The following is a 16,083-nucleotide window of genomic DNA, read 5'->3' as shown; positions in this document are numbered from 1 at the left end:
GCCCGGTCCCCCGAAGGGAGCCGGGCCGGGGCCCTCGTACATCAGGTGATCAGTGGTGGCCGTGGCCGCTCGTGATCTCCTTGTACTCCTCGGCCGTCGGCTTGGGGATCTGGCTTCCCTCGCCGTAGTAGCCCTTGCTCAGCTTGACCCGCAGCTTCTCCACCGGAGAGGTCTTGCGCACGACACCGTTCTCGTCGACGGTCGGCCCGATCTCGGCCGGCTTGTACTGCTCGTGAGCGGTGAGCGAGTGCAGCTCTCCCTGGCTCAGCGGCTGGTGGACCTCGACGAACTCACCGTGCGGCAGCCGCTTGATGAGTCCGGACTCGCGTCCGTGCAGCACCTTCTCGGCGTCGCGGCGCTGAAGTCCCAGACAGAACCGCTTGGTGATCACGAACGCGACGACCGGGCCGACGAAGACCGCGATCCTGACGAACCAGGTGATCGTGTTGATCGACAGATGGAAGTGGGTGGCCCAGATGTCGTTTCCGCCGCCGACCAGCAGGACGAAGTACACGGTCAGCCACGCCACACCGAAGGCGGTCCGGGTCGGCGCGTTGCGCGGCCGGTCCAGGATGTGGTGCTCGCGCTTGTCGCCGGTGACCCAGGACTCGACGAACGGGTAGACCGCGAGGATCACCAGGACCAGCGGGAAGACCGTGAACGGGATGAACACGCCCAGCGCGAGCGTATGGCCCCAGAGGTTGATCTCCCAGCCGGGCATCACTCGGATCAGGCCCTCGGAGAAGCCCAGATACCAGTCCGGCTGGGCTCCGGTGGAGACCATGTCCGGGCGGTACGGGCCGATGGCCCACACCGGGTTGATCGTGGCGATCGCCGAGATGATCGTGATGACACCGAAGACCAGGAAGAAGAAGCCGCCGGCCTTGGCCATGTAGATCGGCAGGAACGGCGCGCCGACCACGTTGTTGTTGGTCTTGCCGGGACCCGCGAACTGCGTGTGCTTGTGGTAGAAGACCAGGATCAGGTGCGCCACCACGAGCCCGAGCATGATGCCCGGGAGAAGCAGGATGTGGATGGAGTAGAACCGCGCCACGATGTCGTGGCCGGGGAACTCCCCGCCGAACAGGAACATCGAGATGTACGTGCCCACGATCGGGATGGCGAGGATCGCGCCCTGCGCGAAGCGCACACCGGTGCCGGACAGCAGGTCGTCGGGCAGCGAGTATCCGGTGAGTCCGGTGAGCAGCGCCAGGAAGAACAGCAGGAAGCCGAACACCCAGTTGATCTCACGGGGCTTGCGGAACGCGCCCGTGAAGAAGACGCGCATCATGTGCACGAACATCGCGGCCACGAAGATCAGCGCGCCCCAGTGGTGGATCTGCCGGATCAGCAGACCGCCGCGGACGTCGAAGCTGATGTCCAGTGTCGAGGCGTACGCCTCGGTCATCCGGACGCCCTGCATCGGCACGTAACTGCCGTCGTACACGACCTCGTTCATGCTCGGGTGGAAGAACAGCGTCAGATACACACCCGTGAGGATGATGACGACGAAACTCCACAGGGCGATCTCGCCCAGCATGAACGACCAGTGGTCCGGAAAGACCTTCCGCACCATGCCCTTGGCCGCGCCGTAGATCCCGAGGCGACCGTCCGCCCAGTCGGCGACCCGCTCTCCCGCGGGTGCCTGGCGGCTCTTTTCGTCAGACGCAGTACTCATCCGCGCTCCCAGAAGGACGGACCGACGGGCTCGTCGAAATCGCCGAGCGCGTAGAGGTAACCCTCTTCGTTCACACCGATCCGCAGCTGCGGAAGCGCGTGACCGGCCGGGCCGAAGATGACGCGGGCGCCGTCGGAGAGGTCGAAGGTGGACTGGTGGCACGGGCAGAGCACGTGGTGCGTCTGCTGCTCATACAGGCTGATGGGACAGCCGACATGGGTGCAGATCTTGGAGTACGCGACGATGCCCTCGTGCGACCACTCGAGTTCGCGCTTGTCCTTGATGTCCTCGGGCTGAATGCGAACGATCATGAGAGCCGCCTTGGCGATCTCATTGTTGAAGTTCTCATTGTGGTCGTCCAGCCCCTCGGGCTGGGCGAAGGTCAGCGACCCCACGGTGACGTCCTCGGGACGCAGCGGCTCGCTCGTGTTCTGGTTGATGAGCATCAAGCCCTTCTTCCAGAACGTCTTGCGGAGCTTGTCCTCGGGCAGCGGGCCGAGGTCGCGCAGCAGGACCACGCCGGAGAGCGGCACCAGGGCCAGCGCGCCGAACATCGTGTTGCGGATCAGCTTGCGCCTCCCGAAACCGGACTCCGCGGAGCCGAGGAGGAAGTCCTCCTTCGCCTTGGCGGCGACCTCGGGGGTGGCCTCGATCGGATGACGTTCCTGGACGATCTCCACGTCGCTCATCAGGGTGCGCGCCCAGTGGACCGCGCCCGCGCCGATGGCGAAGAGGGCCACTCCGAGCGTCAGCCCCAGCGAGAAGTTGAGCGCGCTCACATGACCGAACGGCCAGATGTACACGATCTTCTCGATGGGGAAGGCGACGAACGAGGCGATGAAGCCGATCGTGGCCAGCATCGACAGCGTGAAGAACCCCGCCACCGTGCGTTCCGAGCGCTTGGCCGCCCGCTCGTCGATGTCCTGGATACGCGGCCGGTGGGCCGGCATGCCGGGGTTGGCGAACGGGTCGTCGGCACGCTCGACCTCGGCGTGCGCGGATTCCTGCTCAGCCGGCAGGTTCTCGTCTGAAATCCGGTTGCTACTCATGACTTCTTGGCCTTAGCGGTGTGCGCCGCGGTCCAGATGGCGACTGCGATCAGCAGGCCCAGACCGATGATCCAGGAGAACAGGCCCTCACTGACGGGGCCGATGCCACCGAGCTTGAGACCGCCGGGGTTCGACGACTCGTCACCGTTCACGTCCTCGATGTACTTGATGATCTCCCGCTTCTGCTCCTCGGGCATCGTCGAGTCGGGGAACGAGGGCATGTTCTGCGGACCGGTCAGCATCGCCTCGTACAGGTGCTTGTTGGATACCCCTTCAAGCCCCGGCGCGTACTTGCCGTTCGTCAGCGCGCCGCCCTCACCACCGAAGTTGTGGCACTGGGCGCAGTTCGAGCGGAACAGTTCACCGCCCTTGGCGGAGTCCGCGCCTTCCGGGTTGTACTGCTCGGCGGTCGGGATGGAGGGACCGGGGCCGAGCGAGGCGACGTACGCCGCGAGTTGGTCGATCTCCTTCTGGTCGTAGATGACCTTTTTCTTGGGTACCTGCGGGCCTGGCTGCTGCGCCGGCATCCGGCCGGTGCCGACCTGGAAGTCCACGGCGGCGGCGCCGACGCCGGTCAGCGACGGGCCGTCGGAGGTGCCCTGACCGCCGACGCCGTGGCAGCTCGCGCAGCCAACGGCGTACAGCTTCTTGCCCTCGTCGATGGCGAGGGACTGGGCGGTGTCGTCTGCCTGTGCCTTGCCCGCGGGCGCGAACGCGGCGTACAGCCCCCCGGTGGCCGCCAGCGCGAGGAGTAGGACGACGACCGCCGCCAACGGATGGCGTCGTCGTGCGGAGAGCTTTTTCACGGATTACCCCGGTGTCAGGATCTTCTGCGTCGGTGCTTCTGGACGGTGTGTGCAAGCGCGTCGGGCGCTGTGGCCCGCTACTTGATCAGGTAGATCGTGGCGAAGAGGCCGATCCAGACGACATCGACGAAGTGCCAGTAATAGGACACGACGATGGCGGCGGTTGCCTGCTCGTGGGTGAACCTCTTGGCCGCGTACGTTCTGCCGAGAACCAGCAGGAAGGCGATCAGACCGCCTGTCACGTGCAGACCATGGAAGCCGGTGGTCAGATAGAACGCGGAGCCGTACGCGTCGGACGAGAGCGAGAGGCCCTCGTGCTTGACGAGCTCCGTGTACTCGAAGATCTGACCGCCGATGAAGACCGCACCCATCACGAACGTGATCACGAACCACGATCGGAGCTTCTTCACGTCGCCCCGCTCGGCGGCGAAGACGCCGAGCTGGCAGGTGAGTGAGGAGAGCACCAGGATCGTGGTGTTCACCGCGGAGAACGGGATGTTCAGCGAATCGGCCTTCTCCGACCAGAACGCCGCCCCTGTCACCGACCGGAGGGTGAAGTACATCGCGAAGAGGGCCGCGAAGAACATCAGCTCGGAACTCAACCAGATGATGGTTCCGACACTGGTGAGGTTCGGCCGATTGACCGTCGGGTGCGCGTGCCCGGTTTCTACTGTCGTTGCTGTCGCCACGACCGACATTATGTCGGTCGCTTATCCCGCCCTCACTCCCGGGGGTGCCATTCGGAGTGTCAGCCACTTCGGACGGGACGCGAGCCAGGACCGAACGGCCCATCGCGGGAGGGCCGGGACCCGTGCTGACATGGTGTCCGACGGAGTAGCATCCGCGCAGCGGGTCGACGGGGCCTGGACCCCGAAGCCCTCGCAGACGCGGATGTCACGACGGATGTCACGGAGGAACAATGCAGCCGACCGCCACGGTCCTGATCTACAGCGACAACGCGAACACCCGCGAGCAGGTGCGGACGGCAGCGGGCCGCAGGCCGGCCGCCGACCTGCCGCCCGTCGAGTACATCGAGTGCGCGACGATGCACGCCGTGCTGAAGTTGCTCGACAAGGGCGGCGTCGACGCGTGTGTCTTCGACGGCGAGGCCACCCCCATCGGCGGCATGGGCCTGTGCCGGCAGATCAAGGACGAGATCTTCAACTCCCCGCCCGTGCTGCTGCTGATGGGCCGCCCGCAGGACGCCTGGCTGGCCACCTGGAGCCGCGCCGAGACCGCTGTGACGCTGCCGGTGGAGCCGGTGGGCTTCCCGGAGGCGCTGGCCGCGCTGCTGCGCACCAGGCTCGCCGTGGAGGCCTGACGGCTCCACCCGGTCCGGTCACCCGGCCCGCGTCAGACCTGCGGACGGAGCCGGGCGGCTTCCACCGGGCCGCCGCCGTCCTTGGTGCCGGCGACCAGGGCGCTGCCCTGGCGCCACTTGTCCCAGTCCAGGTTCCAGTCGCCGAAGCCGTTTCCGAACGGATCCATGTCCTCGCCGCCGCTGTTGACGACCTTGACGATGTCGCCCTGGCGGACGGTGTCGAAGAACCACTCGGCGTTGTCGGTGGACATACCGACACAGCCGTGGCTGACGTTCGCCGACCCCTGTGAGCCGACGGACCACGGGGCGGCGTGCACGTACTCGCCGCTCCAGGTGACGCGTGTGGCGTAGTAGACGGGCAGGTCGTACGACTCGCTGCTGCCGGCCGCGATGCCGACGCTGGTGCCGCGCATCCGTACGAACTGCTGCTTCTCCAGCACGACCTTGATGCCGTTACGGGTCGAGAAGCCGGGCTTGCCGGTGGTCACCGGGATCGTGTTGATGACCTCGCCGTTGCGCATCACCGTCATGTGGTGGGAACCGGCGTCGGCGATGGCTTCGAGCCGGTCGCCGGTGGTGATCTTGAGGGGCTTCACCGGGCCGCCGTACAGCTTGTTCCCGACCTTGATGCCGTCGAGGGTGCTGCTCACGTCGACGGTCGCGTTGGTGGGCCAGTACTCCTTGGGCCGGAAGTGCAGGGTCTTGTCGTCGACCCAGTGCCAGGAGCCCTCCGCGGCGGGGCTGGAGCGGACCTTGAGGCCCCGTTCGACGACGGCTCTGGCGTCCCTGTCCTTGACCGGCGAGCTGAGCTCCGCCGTGATGGGCTGGCCGACCCCGTACTTGCCCGCCTGCGGGCCGAACTTGACGCTCAGGTTCCGCTGCACCGGGGACGTCTCGAAGTCGAGCGTACGGCTGCCCGGGGCGCCGTCCTCGTCCTCCGTGGAGACCTTGACGGTGTAGCGGGCACCGGCGGCCAGCGGCGCCGTGGAGTGCCAGCGGCCGCCGTCCGCGGCCAGCTCGCCCGCCAGGTGGTGGCCGACGGCGTCCGTGACGGTCACGTCGGTGATCCGTCCGTCGCCGCCCTTGGCGACGACTTCCAGAGGCTTGTCGGGGTTCGCCTTGGCGTCGCCCTTGGGCGCGTTGAGGGAGACCTGGTCGGCTGCGTCGTAGGGCTTCCCGGACAGCGGGTGGCCGTCCGAGGCGCCACAGCCGGTCGCTACCGCCCCGAGGGACAGGACCAGCAGAGTGCAGCCGAGAACGGTGCGAAAGCGCGGCGTGTGGTTCATATGCACACGTTATGAAGAATGTCCGGTTACGGCGCGCTGTGTGACTGCAAACGAGGGGCCCGGATCCTCCTCAGGGGTGAGGGGGAGCCGGGCCCTTGTCTCGGTGACGGCTGTCCGCCGCCGTTCTGCTACTGGTTCTGGTTCTCACCGCTGTAGTACTCGAAGACCCAGCCCCACAGGCCGACCAGGAGTACCGGGAAGGAGAAGAACAGCAGCCACCAGCCGACGGCGATGGAGAGGAACGCGAGCGCCCCGCCGATGGCCAGCGAGAGCGGCTGCCAGCTGTGCGGGGAGAAGAACCCCACATCGCCGGCCTCGTCCGCGACGTCGGCCTGCTTGTTGTCCTGCGCCATCGCGTCGACCCGCCGGGCCGTGAAGGCCAGGTAGAAGCCGATCATGAGGCTCAGACCGAACGCCAGGAAGAGCGCGGTGGTGCCGACGGGCTCCTTCGACCACACGCCGTACACACCGGCGACAACGAGGATGAAGAGGCTCAGCCAGAGGAACATCCAGCCTTGGACCTTCACTTGCCGACCTCCTTGCCACCGAGCAGAGCGGCGTCCTTCTGTCCGTCGTTCTCAAGGTGTTCGAGCGCCGCGATCTCCGGGTGGTGCAGGTCGAACGCCGGGGATTCGGAGCGGATACGGGGCAGCGTGAGGAAGTTGTGCCGGGGCGGCGGGCAGGAAGTCGCCCATTCGAGTGAACGCCCGTAGCCCCACGGGTCGTCCACCTCGATCTTCTTCCCGTACTTGGCGGTCTTCCAGACGTTGTAGAAGAACGGCAGGACCGACATGCCCAGCAGGAACGAGCTGATCGTGGAGATGGTGTTCAGCGCGGTGAAGCCGTCGGCCGCGAGGTAGTCCGCGTAACGCCGTGGCATGCCCTCCGCCCCCAGCCAGTGCTGCACCAGGAACGTGCCGTGGAAGCCGATGAACAGCGTCCAGAAGGTGATCTTCCCGAGCCGTTCGTCGAGCATCTTGCCCGTCATCTTCGGCCACCAGAAATGGAAGCCGGCGAACATCGCGAACACCACCGTGCCGAAGACGACGTAGTGGAAGTGCGCGACCACGAAGTACGAGTCGGAGACATGGAAGTCCATCGGCGGCGACGCCAGGATGACGCCCGTCAGACCACCGAAGGTGAAGGTAACCAGGAAGCCGATGGTCCAGAGCATCGGTGTCTCGAAGGACAACGAGCCTTTCCACATCGTGCCGATCCAGTTGAAGAACTTCACTCCTGTCGGCACCGCGATCAGGAACGTCATGAACGAGAAGAACGGTAGGAGTACGCCGCCCGTCACATACATGTGGTGCGCCCAGACCGTCACCGACAGACCGGCGATGGCGATCGTCGCGCCGATGAGCCCGATGTAGCCGAACATCGGCTTCCGGCTGAACACCGGAATGATCTCGGAAATGATCCCGAAGAACGGCAGGGCGATGATGTACACCTCTGGATGCCCGAAGAACCAGAACAGGTGTTGCCAGAGCAACGCGCCGCCGTTGGCGGCGTCGAAGATGTGCGCCCCGAATTTCCGGTCGGCCTCCAGGGCGAGGAGCGCGGCGGCCAGCACCGGGAAGGCGAGCAGGACCAGCACACCGGTCAGGAGCACGTTCCAGCAGAAGATCGGCATCCGGAACATCGTCATGCCGGGCGCGCGCATGCAGATGATCGTGGTGATGAAGTTGACCGAGCCGAGGATCGTGCCGAAGCCGGAGAGGGCCAGACCCATGATCCACAGGTCGGCGCCGATGCCCGGTGAACGGACCGCGTCCGACAGCGGCGAGTACGCGAACCAGCCGAAGTCCGCCGCGCCCTGCGGGGTGATGAAACCGCCCACCGCGATGAGCGAGCCGAACAGGTAGAGCCAGTAGGCGAACATGTTCAGCCGCGGGAACGCCACATCGGGCGCGCCGATCTGCAGCGGCATGATCCAGTTCGCGAAACCGGCGAACAGCGGCGTCGCGAACATCAGCAGCATGATCGTGCCGTGCATCGTGAACGCCTGGTTGAACTGCTCGTTCGACATGATCTGCGTGCCGGGACGGGCCAGCTCGGCGCGCATGAAGAGCGCGAGCACACCACCGATGCAGAAGAAGACGAACGACGTGACCAGGTAGAGCGTGCCGATCGTCTTGTGATCGGTGGTGGTCAGCCACTTGATGACGACAGCGCCGGGCTGCTTGCGCCGTACCGGCAACTCGTTCGCGTACGAGTCGTCAGTTGCTACGGCGGCACCCTTGGGTTCGTTGAGGATGCTCACAGTTGTTTCTTCTCCGCATTCCTGGCCGGGTCCGTCAGCTCGATGCCCGACGGGATGTAGCCGGTCTGCCCCTTGTCGGCCAGCTCCTTCAAGTGCTGCTGGTAGCGCTCCGGGGAGACGACCTTGACGTTGAAGAGCATCCGGGAGTGGTCCACACCGCACAGTTCGGCGCACTTGCCCATGAAGGTGCCCTCCCGGTTGGGAGTCACCTCGAAGGCGTTGGTGTGACCCGGGATGACGTCCTGCTTCATCAGGAACGGCACGACCCAGAAGGAGTGGATGACGTCACGTGACGTGAGGACGAACCGGACCTTCTCCCCCTTCGGCAGCCACAGGGTCGGACCCGGGTTGCCGTTCTGGGGATTCTTGGTGCCCGGGATTCCGGCGTCGTAGACGCCTTCGGCACCGGCGGGGAAGTCGTCCTGGAACTTCTGGGGGATGTCGCCGAGTTCCTTGGGAACCTCGGCGCCGGTGGAAGCCTCGCCGTCCACGTTCTCGACGTAGTTGAAGCCCCAGCTCCACTGGTAGCCGACCACGTTCACGGTGTGGGCCGGCTTGTCCTCAAGAGAGAGGAGCTTCGACTCGTCACGCGCGGTGAAGTAGAAGAGCACCGAGACGATGATGAGCGGAACGACCGTGTACAGGGCCTCGATGGGCATGTTGTAACGGGTCTGTGGAGGTACCTCCACCTTGGTGCGGGTGCGCCGGTGGAAGATGACACTCCACACGATCAGCCCCCACACCAGGATGCCCGTGATGAGCGCTGCCGCCCACGAGCCCTGCCAGAGGGAGAGGATTCTGGGGGCCTCCTCGGTCACCGGTGTGGGCATTCCAAGGCGGGGGAAATCCCTGTATGTGCAACCGGTGGCGGTCGCGAGGATCAGGCCCGCAGTCAGCACCTGCGGCAGCTTCCGCCGCATCGGGCGCCGCGACGAGCGGTCGGAGCCGTTGGGACTCACGTAGCGCCTTCCCGAGAGTCTCGCCCGCACAGCCGGCTGCGGCCGTCACGGTCGGTCGCCGGCCCTGACGCGGGCAGGGGTTTGGATGTTTATGCGGACCAAACCCTACTGGACGCAATTTGGGGTCGCGCATGGAGGGTGCCCAACGCGCCGTCCGGCACCCCGAAGGGGTGGAATGACCGGCTCCGGGGCGCTTCTGACGGCCCCTCCAGACGCGGTCGGCGTCACGGTGGACCGGGGCGCGGTCTGCTTGGCGGGGACAAGGATTAGCGTGGCGGCGTGGCCTACTTCGACTCCGCGTCCTCCGCCCCGCTGCACCCCGTCGCACACCAGGCCCTGCAGGCCGCCCTGGACGAGGGCTGGGCCGATCCGGCCAGGCTGTACCGCGAGGGGCGGCGGGCCAGGCTGTTGCTGGACGCCGCGCGCGAGGCCGCGGCGGAGGCGGTGGGCTGCCGACCCGACGAACTTGTGTTCACTCCTTCGGGGACGTACGCGGTGCATTCGGGAATGGCCGGATCGCTCGCGGGCCGTCGGCGTGTCGGTGGCCATGTGGTGGTCTCGGCGGTCGAACACTCGTCGGTGCTTCATGCCGGACACACGCGGGTCACCGACGGGGCGGACGCGGCCGTGACGGAAGTGCCGGTGGACCGTACGGGGGCGGTGTCCCCGGAGGCGTACGCGGCGGCCCTGCGTCCCGACACGGCGCTGGCCTGCCTCCAGTCGGCCAACCACGAGGTCGGCACGGTGCAGCCGGTCGCCGCCGTCGCCGAGGCATGCCGGGCCGCCGGGGTCCCGCTGCTGGTGGACGCGGCCCAGTCGCTGGGGTGGGGGCCGGTGGACGGGGCGTGGTCGCTGCTGACCGCGAGCGCGCACAAGTGGGGCGGGCCCGCCGGGGTGGGGCTGCTCGCCGTACGCAAGGGGGTCCGGTTCGCGCCCCAAGGCCCGGTGGACGAGCGGGAGTCGGGGCGCGTACCCGGTTTCGAGAACCTGCCGGCGATCGTCGCCGCCGCGGCGTCGCTGCGCGCCGTACGGGGCGAGGCCGAGGCGGAGGGTGCCAGGCTGCGCGTGCTGGTGGACCGGATCCGGGCGCGGGTGCCGGAACTGGTCCCCGATGTAGAGGTGGTGGGCGATCCGGTGCGCCGTCTCCCCCATCTCGTCACCTTCTCCTGTCTCTATGTCGACGGGGAGACTCTGCTGCACGAGCTGGACCGGGCGGACTTCTCCGTGTCGTCGGGCTCCTCGTGCACGAGCAGCACACTGACGCCGAGCCATGTGCTGCGGGCGATGGGGGTGCTCTCGGAGGGCAACGTCCGGGTGTCGCTGCCGTCCGGTACGGCCGAGGCGGAGGTGGACCGGTTCCTGGAGGTGCTGCCGGGGCTGGTGGCGGGTGTACGGCAACGGCTGGGCGCGCCGGCGGCGCCCGACGGCGGAGGCACGGCGCCGGACGCGGCGGCGTCACTCGTCGTGGACGCGCTCGGCAAGCTGTGCCCGATCCCGGTGATCGAGCTGGCGAAGGTGATCGGGGACGTGCCGGTGGGGGGCACGGTGACCGTCCTGTCCGACGACGAGGCCGCCCGGCTGGACATCCCGGCCTGGTGCGAGATGCGCGGCCACGAGTACGGCGGCCGGCGCGGTACCGCGTTCCTGGTACGCCGCCTCGTCTGAGCCTCGACCGCCGGTGGCCGAAAGGGGCGTGCCGCCCCCGGAGAGATCCCCGGGAGCGGCAGGCGCCGGACAAGCGCCGGACAAGGCCCGGACGCCTACTCCAGGTGCGTACGGACCTCGTTGGCCGCCTCGTGGCCGTACGCCTTGGTGAAGCGGTCCATGAAGTTGTTCCGGCGCAGCGTGTACTCCTGGGTGCCCACCGTCTCGATGACCAGGGTCGCGACCATGCAGCCGACCTGCGCGGCCCGCTCCAGGCCCACGCCCCACGCCAGACCCGACAGGAAGCCGGCGCGGAAGGCGTCGCCGACGCCGGTCGGGTCGAGCTTGGCCGTCTCCTCGGCGCAGCCGACCTCGATCGGGTCGTCGCCGACGCGCTCGATCCGCACACCGCGCGAGCCGAGGGTGGTGACCCGGTGGCCGACCCGGCCGAGGATCTCGGCGTCGGTCCAGCCGGTCTTGGACTCGATGAGCCCCTTCTCGTACTCGTTGGAGAAGAGGTACGTCGCACCGTCGAGCAGCAGCCTGATCTCGTCGCCGTCCATCCGCGCGATCTGCTGCGAGAAGTCCGCGGCGAACGGGATGGACCTGGTGCGGCACTCCTCGGTGTGGCGAAGCATCGCCTCCGGGTCGTCGGCGCCGATCAGGACCAGGTCGAGGCCGCCGACGCGGTCGGCGACCGACTTCAGTTCGATCTGCCGCGCCTCGCTCATGGCGCCGCTGTAGAACGAGCCGATCTGGTTGTGGTCGGCGTCCGTCGTACAGACGAAGCGCGCCGTGTGCAGCACCTCGGAGACCCGGACGGACCCGGTGTCGACACCGTGGCGGTCGAGCCAGGCGCGGTACTCCGCGAAGTCCGATCCGACGGCGCCGACCAGGATCGGCGCGGTGCCGAGCTGGCCCATACCGAAGCAGATGTTGGCTCCGACACCGCCCCGGCGTACGTCGAGGTTGTCGACGAGGAAGGAAAGCGAGACCGTGTGCAGCTGGTCCCCGACCAACTGGTCGGCGAAGCGACCGGGGAAGGTCATGAGGTGGTCAGTGGCGATGGAGCCGGTGACTGCGATTCTCACGGCTGACTGCTCCTGTGGAGGAGAACGTGTGGACAGCTCACGGTATCGGTTCGGCGTCCGGGGCCTCCAAACGGCAGAACTACCCGATAGTAGGGCTTTTCTCCCGACCCCTTCGTGCTTACGGTGCGTATATGAGGAACAACGCCGTCCCCCGCGAGCGCGCCGTACGTGAGTCCGACACCAGCCTGGCCGAATTGCGCGGTGACTGCGCGCGGATGGCGCCGGACTGGGTGAAGCCCACCACCGCCGCCGCTCCCGCCCCCGTCCCTCCGTCGCTGATCCATGGCATCACGGTCCCTGCGGCCTCCGCCCGGCTGATCGACGGCATGGCCGAATACGGCGACTGACGGTCGCGGGGAACCGAGCGCTCCCGCCGCCCGTCTCATCGGTGTCCCGGCCACGGCGGGGCCGATCCGGCCGAAGGAGCAGACGGTGACCAGTACCGAACGACCCCAGGACAGCGACGGCACTCGCGACGACGAACGGGGCGCGGTGCGCGCCGGGTTGCGGCGTTCCCCCCTCGCGATCGTGTCGGTGGCGGCGGCCGTCCTCATCGTGGGCGGCGGCGGTGCGTACTTCGCCACGGCGTCGTCGGACGGCGGCGATGGCTCGAAATCGACCGCGCACGGCGGTGATCCGGCTCCGCCGCCACTGGCGCTCGGCAGCGGCGAGGCGGGTGGGCCCGGCATCGCGCCCGGTGAGCCGAGCCCGTACGGCGTCGAGTACCGCGCGACCGGCACGCTGCCCGAGGGGCCCGGCTCCGCCGCCGTACACCTCCCCGAGGGATCCGTCGCGGCGGCGGACGTGGCGCGGCTCGCCGAGGCCCTGGGCGTGGCCGGTACGCCGGAACTCTCCGGTACGGCCTGGAAGGTCGGGGCCCAGAAGGACGGTTCGGGCCCGCTGCTCAGTGTCGACAAGCAGGCGCCGGGGACCTGGACGTTCGGCCGCTACGGTTCCGCGCCCGGCGGCGACAACTGTCTGAAGGGCAAGGAGTGCCCGAGCGGCGGCGGAGGCGGCGGGGACGCCGTCAACCCCGTCGTACCGGAGAGCGGGGCCGGTCCGGTGAGCGAGCAGGCCGCGAAGAAGGCCGCCGCGCCGGTGCTGAAGGCGCTGGGCCAGCAGGACGCGGCCCTCGACGCGGGCCAACTGATGGGCGCCGTACGGGTGGTGAACGCCGCGCCGGTGATCGGCGGGCTGCCGACGTACGGCTGGTCGACCGGCATCCAGATCGGCGCGGACGGCCAAGTGGTGGCCGGTAGCGGCAAGTTGAAGGCCCCCGCGAAGGGGGCCGAGTATCCGGTGGTCGGCGCGACCGAGGCGCTGAAGCTGCTCAACGAGGCGTCGAACGCCCCGGCCACGAGCGGCATCGGCGGCTGCGCGTCGGCGGTGCCGCACAAGGACGGGCCGGAGCCCGCGACCCCGTGCGAGCCGGGCGGCACGGGCGCGAAGCCGGCGAAGCCCACGCCGGTGCCGGTGGGCAAGGCGGTCTTCGGGCTGGCGTCGCAGCAGGTGGACGGGCGGGCCGCGCTCGTACCGTCGTGGTGGTTCGAGGTGACGGCCGCCGGGGACGGGCCGACGTCGACCGTCACCCGGACGGCGGTGCTTCCCGAGTATCTGACCCGGGGCGGCGAGGCGCCCCCCGCCGAGCAGCCCGGGACCCCTCAGAACCCCCAGGACCCTCAGGAGCAGACGGGGTCACCGATCGAGACGTACACCGCCGACGGCAGCACGTTGAGCGTGCGCTTCGTGGGCGGCGTGTGCGCTGAGTACTCCCTGCGGGCGGACGAGAGCGGGTCCACGGTGCGGGTGGAGGTGGTCGACTCCGCCCCCAAGGAGGGCGTGTGCATCGCCTTGGGCAAGTCGTTCACCGAGAAGGTGACGCTGGACCGGCCGCTCGGCGACCGGAAGGTCCTGGACGCGATCACGGGCGACGCCGTGCCCCTGCGGAAGTAGCCGGGAAAGCAGCCCGGAAGCAACGGCGCACGCGAAAGGCGGCGGCCCCTGGTCGAGGGGCCGCCGCCTTTCACTGTCCCGTCACGGGGCGTACGGCTCGTGAGCCGAACCGCGATCAGCTGAAGGAGTCGCCGCAGGCGCAGGAACCGGAGGCGTTGGGGTTGTCGATCGTGAAGCCCTGCTTCTCGATCGTGTCGACGAAGTCGATCGAGGCGCCGCCCAGATACGGGGCGCTCATCCGGTCGGTGACGACCTTGACGCCGCCGAAGTCCTTCACGACGTCGCCGTCCAGCGAGCGCTCGTCGAAGAACAGCTGGTAACGGAGACCGGAACAGCCGCCGGGCTGGACCGCGACGCGCAGCGCGAGGTCGTCCCTGCCTTCCTGGTCGAGCAGGGCCTTGACCTTGCCCGCGGCGGCGTCGGACAGGAGGATGCCGTCGCTCACGGTGGTGGTCTCGTCCGATACGGACATCTGCTTCTCTCCCGGGGTGGGGCCTCCCCGCCGGAGGCAGGGGAAGTACGGACTCATTGCCGACAGCTACAACCAGCACAGCCGCGGATTCATTCCGGGCCCCGCCGCTCGCCTCGTCTGCCGTTCTTTCTGTCGCTCTTGTCGTGCTGTGTCGTGCTCGGTCGTTCTCTCTTCATGCTCGCACACCCGCCTCAGGAGCGGCACGGGTCACGCTCCCGGGAATGCGTCACATCGACGCTATCGACATCGTCAAAGTGACGTGAAGCGGTTATGATTGATAACGTCAATTAGACGAAAAGGCTCCTCCGCAGAGAAGAAAGGGTGCGTGACGTGACCACGGCCCAAGCCCGTCAGGATCTCGCAGTCCAGCCGACGCCCCTCGCACTGCTCCTGCTCGGCCGCGAGGCCGACACCCGCAGCGAGCGCGGCGTGGAGTGTCCCGGCGACCTGCCGTCGCCGTCCGACCCGGATCTGGTCGCGCGCGCCCGCGCGGCGAAGGAGAAGCTCGGGGAGAAGGTCTTCATCCTCGGCCACCACTACCAGCGCGACGAGGTCATCCAGTTCGCCGACGTGACCGGGGACTCGTTCAAGCTCGCCAAGGACGCCGCCGCGCGCCCCGGCGCCGAGTACATCGTCTTCTGCGGCGTCCACTTCATGGCCGAGTCGGCGGACATCCTGACGACCGACGACCAGAAGGTCGTGCTGCCGGATCTGGCCGCGGGCTGCTCCATGGCGGACATGGCGACGGCCGAACAGGTCGCCGAGTGCTGGGACGTGCTGACCGACGCCGGCATAGCCGAGCGGGTCGTCCCCGTCTCGTACATGAACTCCTCCGCCGACATCAAAGCCTTCACCGGCAAGCACGGCGGCACCATCTGCACCTCGTCCAACGCCGAGCGCGCCCTCAACTGGGCCTTCGAGCAGGGCGAGCAGGTCCTCTTCCTGCCCGACCAGCACCTGGGGCGCAACACGGCCGTACGGGACCTGGGGCTGTCGCTGGAGGACTGCGTCCTCTACAACCCGCACAAGCCGAACGGCGGTCTGACGGCCGAGGAGCTGCGGAACGCGAAGATGATCCTGTGGCGCGGCCACTGCTCCGTGCACGGGCGCTTCTCGCTGGACTCGGTGAACGACGTCCGCGAGCGGGTCCCCGGCGTGAACGTGCTGGTCCACCCGGAGTGCAAGCACGAGGTGGTCTCCGCGGCCGACTACGTGGGCTCGACGGAGTACATCATCAAGATGCTGGAGGAGGCGCCGTCCGGCTCGAAGTGGGCGATCGGCACCGAGCTGAATCTGGTGCAGCGGCTGGCGAACCGATTCGCCGCCGAAGACAAGGAGATCGTCTTCCTCGACAAGACGGTGTGCTTCTGCTCGACGATGAACCGCATCGACCTGCCGCACCTGGTGTGGGCGCTCGAATCGCTCGCCGAGGGCAAGGAGATCAACCGGATCCAGGTCGAGAAGGAGACGGCGGACTTCGCGCAGCTGGCGCTGGAGCGGATGCTGGCGCTGCCGTAACCGCAACCCGCAACCCGCAGCAGTAAGGGGCGCCCGCCATTGG

15 protein-coding genes are annotated in these 16,083 nt (G+C 68.1%); 5 read left to right on the top strand and 10 right to left on the bottom strand.

Annotated features, from left to right (window positions below; all coding sequences use genetic code 11):
* Positions 1-49: 49 nt before the first annotated feature.
* The 4 genes from ACFUN8_RS32800 to ACFUN8_RS32785 form a co-directional block, all read right to left on the bottom strand.
* Positions 50-1,678: a cytochrome bc complex cytochrome b subunit gene (locus ACFUN8_RS32800; RefSeq protein ID WP_383645750.1), complete on the bottom strand. Its 1,629-nt coding sequence runs from the start codon at positions 1,676-1,678 to the stop codon at positions 50-52.
* The gene (locus ACFUN8_RS32795) at positions 1,675-2,727 is read right to left on the bottom strand and encodes a Rieske 2Fe-2S domain-containing protein (RefSeq protein WP_383645747.1); all 1,053 of its coding nucleotides are present in this window, start codon (positions 2,725-2,727) and stop codon (positions 1,675-1,677) included. Before ACFUN8_RS32795 ends, ACFUN8_RS32800 begins: the two co-directional genes overlap by 4 nt.
* Positions 2,724-3,533, bottom strand: coding sequence for a c-type cytochrome (locus tag ACFUN8_RS32790; RefSeq protein WP_383645745.1), 810 nt, complete (start codon positions 3,531-3,533; stop codon positions 2,724-2,726). Before ACFUN8_RS32790 ends, ACFUN8_RS32795 begins: the two co-directional genes overlap by 4 nt.
* Positions 3,534-3,610: 77 nt before the next feature.
* The gene (locus tag ACFUN8_RS32785) at positions 3,611-4,231 is read right to left on the bottom strand and encodes a heme-copper oxidase subunit III (protein WP_383645743.1); all 621 of its coding nucleotides are present in this window, start codon (positions 4,229-4,231) and stop codon (positions 3,611-3,613) included.
* Between the two features lie 221 nt (positions 4,232-4,452).
* Here ACFUN8_RS32785 and ACFUN8_RS32780 point away from each other — a divergent pair, with 221 nt between their 5' ends.
* Positions 4,453-4,854 carry a hypothetical protein gene (locus ACFUN8_RS32780; RefSeq protein WP_383645740.1) on the top strand — a complete coding sequence of 134 codons (402 nt, stop codon included), beginning with the start codon at positions 4,453-4,455 and terminating at the stop codon, positions 4,852-4,854.
* A 32-nt stretch (positions 4,855-4,886) separates the two neighbouring features.
* Here the strand turns inward: ACFUN8_RS32780 and ACFUN8_RS32775 are convergent, their stop codons facing one another.
* The 4 genes from ACFUN8_RS32775 to coxB form a co-directional block, all read right to left on the bottom strand.
* Positions 4,887-6,140, bottom strand: coding sequence for an Ig-like domain-containing protein (locus ACFUN8_RS32775; protein ID WP_383645738.1), 1,254 nt, complete (start codon positions 6,138-6,140; stop codon positions 4,887-4,889).
* Positions 6,141-6,268: 128 nt separating this feature from the next.
* Complete coding sequence (locus tag ACFUN8_RS32770; protein ID WP_383645736.1) at positions 6,269-6,667, bottom strand: cytochrome c oxidase subunit 4; 399 nt, start codon at positions 6,665-6,667, stop codon at positions 6,269-6,271.
* The gene (ctaD, locus tag ACFUN8_RS32765) at positions 6,664-8,403 is read right to left on the bottom strand and encodes a cytochrome c oxidase subunit I (protein WP_383645733.1); all 1,740 of its coding nucleotides are present in this window, start codon (positions 8,401-8,403) and stop codon (positions 6,664-6,666) included. The genes ACFUN8_RS32770 and ctaD overlap by 4 nt, the downstream gene beginning before the upstream one ends.
* Complete coding sequence (gene coxB / locus ACFUN8_RS32760) at positions 8,400-9,362, bottom strand: cytochrome c oxidase subunit II (protein ID WP_383645731.1); 963 nt, start codon at positions 9,360-9,362, stop codon at positions 8,400-8,402. The genes ctaD and coxB overlap by 4 nt, the downstream gene beginning before the upstream one ends.
* Before the next feature lie 279 nt (positions 9,363-9,641).
* On the opposite strand from coxB, the gene ACFUN8_RS32755 reads away from it, so the two are divergent.
* Positions 9,642-11,027 carry a cysteine desulfurase/sulfurtransferase TusA family protein gene (locus tag ACFUN8_RS32755; protein ID WP_383645729.1) on the top strand — a complete coding sequence of 462 codons (1,386 nt, stop codon included), beginning with the start codon at positions 9,642-9,644 and terminating at the stop codon, positions 11,025-11,027.
* A 95-nt stretch (positions 11,028-11,122) separates the two neighbouring features.
* Here the strand turns inward: ACFUN8_RS32755 and ACFUN8_RS32750 are convergent, their stop codons facing one another.
* A complete protein-coding gene (locus ACFUN8_RS32750; RefSeq protein WP_383645727.1) occupies positions 11,123-12,097 on the bottom strand; it encodes a carbohydrate kinase family protein in 975 nt (324 codons plus the stop codon).
* Positions 12,098-12,228: 131 nt separating this feature from the next.
* Between ACFUN8_RS32750 and ACFUN8_RS32745 the strand changes: the two genes are divergently transcribed.
* On the top strand, positions 12,229-12,444 hold the full coding sequence (locus ACFUN8_RS32745; RefSeq protein ID WP_383645724.1) for a hypothetical protein: 216 nt from the start codon (positions 12,229-12,231) through the stop codon (positions 12,442-12,444).
* 85 nt (positions 12,445-12,529) lie between these two features.
* Positions 12,530-14,050, top strand: a complete 1,521-nt coding sequence (locus ACFUN8_RS32740; protein ID WP_383645722.1) for a hypothetical protein — start codon at positions 12,530-12,532, stop codon at positions 14,048-14,050.
* 115 nt (positions 14,051-14,165) lie between these two features.
* Here the strand turns inward: ACFUN8_RS32740 and ACFUN8_RS32735 are convergent, their stop codons facing one another.
* On the bottom strand, positions 14,166-14,522 hold the full coding sequence (locus ACFUN8_RS32735) for an iron-sulfur cluster assembly accessory protein (protein WP_023542295.1): 357 nt from the start codon (positions 14,520-14,522) through the stop codon (positions 14,166-14,168).
* Between the two features lie 330 nt (positions 14,523-14,852).
* Between ACFUN8_RS32735 and nadA the strand changes: the two genes are divergently transcribed.
* The gene (nadA, locus tag ACFUN8_RS32730) at positions 14,853-16,040 is read left to right on the top strand and encodes a quinolinate synthase NadA (protein WP_383645719.1); all 1,188 of its coding nucleotides are present in this window, start codon (positions 14,853-14,855) and stop codon (positions 16,038-16,040) included.
* Positions 16,041-16,083: the final 43 nt, after the last annotated feature.

The organism is Streptomyces sp. NPDC057307 (assembly GCF_042667665.1).
Taxonomy (GTDB): Bacteria; Actinomycetota; Actinomycetes; order Streptomycetales; family Streptomycetaceae; genus Streptomyces.
Note: the sequence above shows the minus strand (reverse complement) of the source record. Positions and strands in the feature narration are given on the sequence as shown.

Coding starts and splice junctions, on each gene's coding strand:
- ACFUN8_RS32800 (WP_383645750.1), bottom strand. CDS start 1,678: ATGAGTACTGCGTCTGACGAAAAGAGCCGCCAGGCACCCGCGGGAGAG.
- ACFUN8_RS32795 (WP_383645747.1), bottom strand. CDS start 2,727: ATGAGTAGCAACCGGATTTCAGACGAGAACCTGCCGGCTGAGCAGGAA.
- ACFUN8_RS32785 (WP_383645743.1), bottom strand. CDS start 4,231: ATGTCGGTCGTGGCGACAGCAACGACAGTAGAAACCGGGCACGCGCAC.
- ACFUN8_RS32780 (WP_383645740.1), top strand. CDS start 4,453: ATGCAGCCGACCGCCACGGTCCTGATCTACAGCGACAACGCGAACACC.
- ACFUN8_RS32775 (WP_383645738.1), bottom strand. CDS start 6,140: ATGAACCACACGCCGCGCTTTCGCACCGTTCTCGGCTGCACTCTGCTG.
- ACFUN8_RS32745 (WP_383645724.1), top strand. CDS start 12,229: ATGAGGAACAACGCCGTCCCCCGCGAGCGCGCCGTACGTGAGTCCGAC.
- ACFUN8_RS32735 (WP_023542295.1), bottom strand. CDS start 14,522: ATGTCCGTATCGGACGAGACCACCACCGTGAGCGACGGCATCCTCCTG.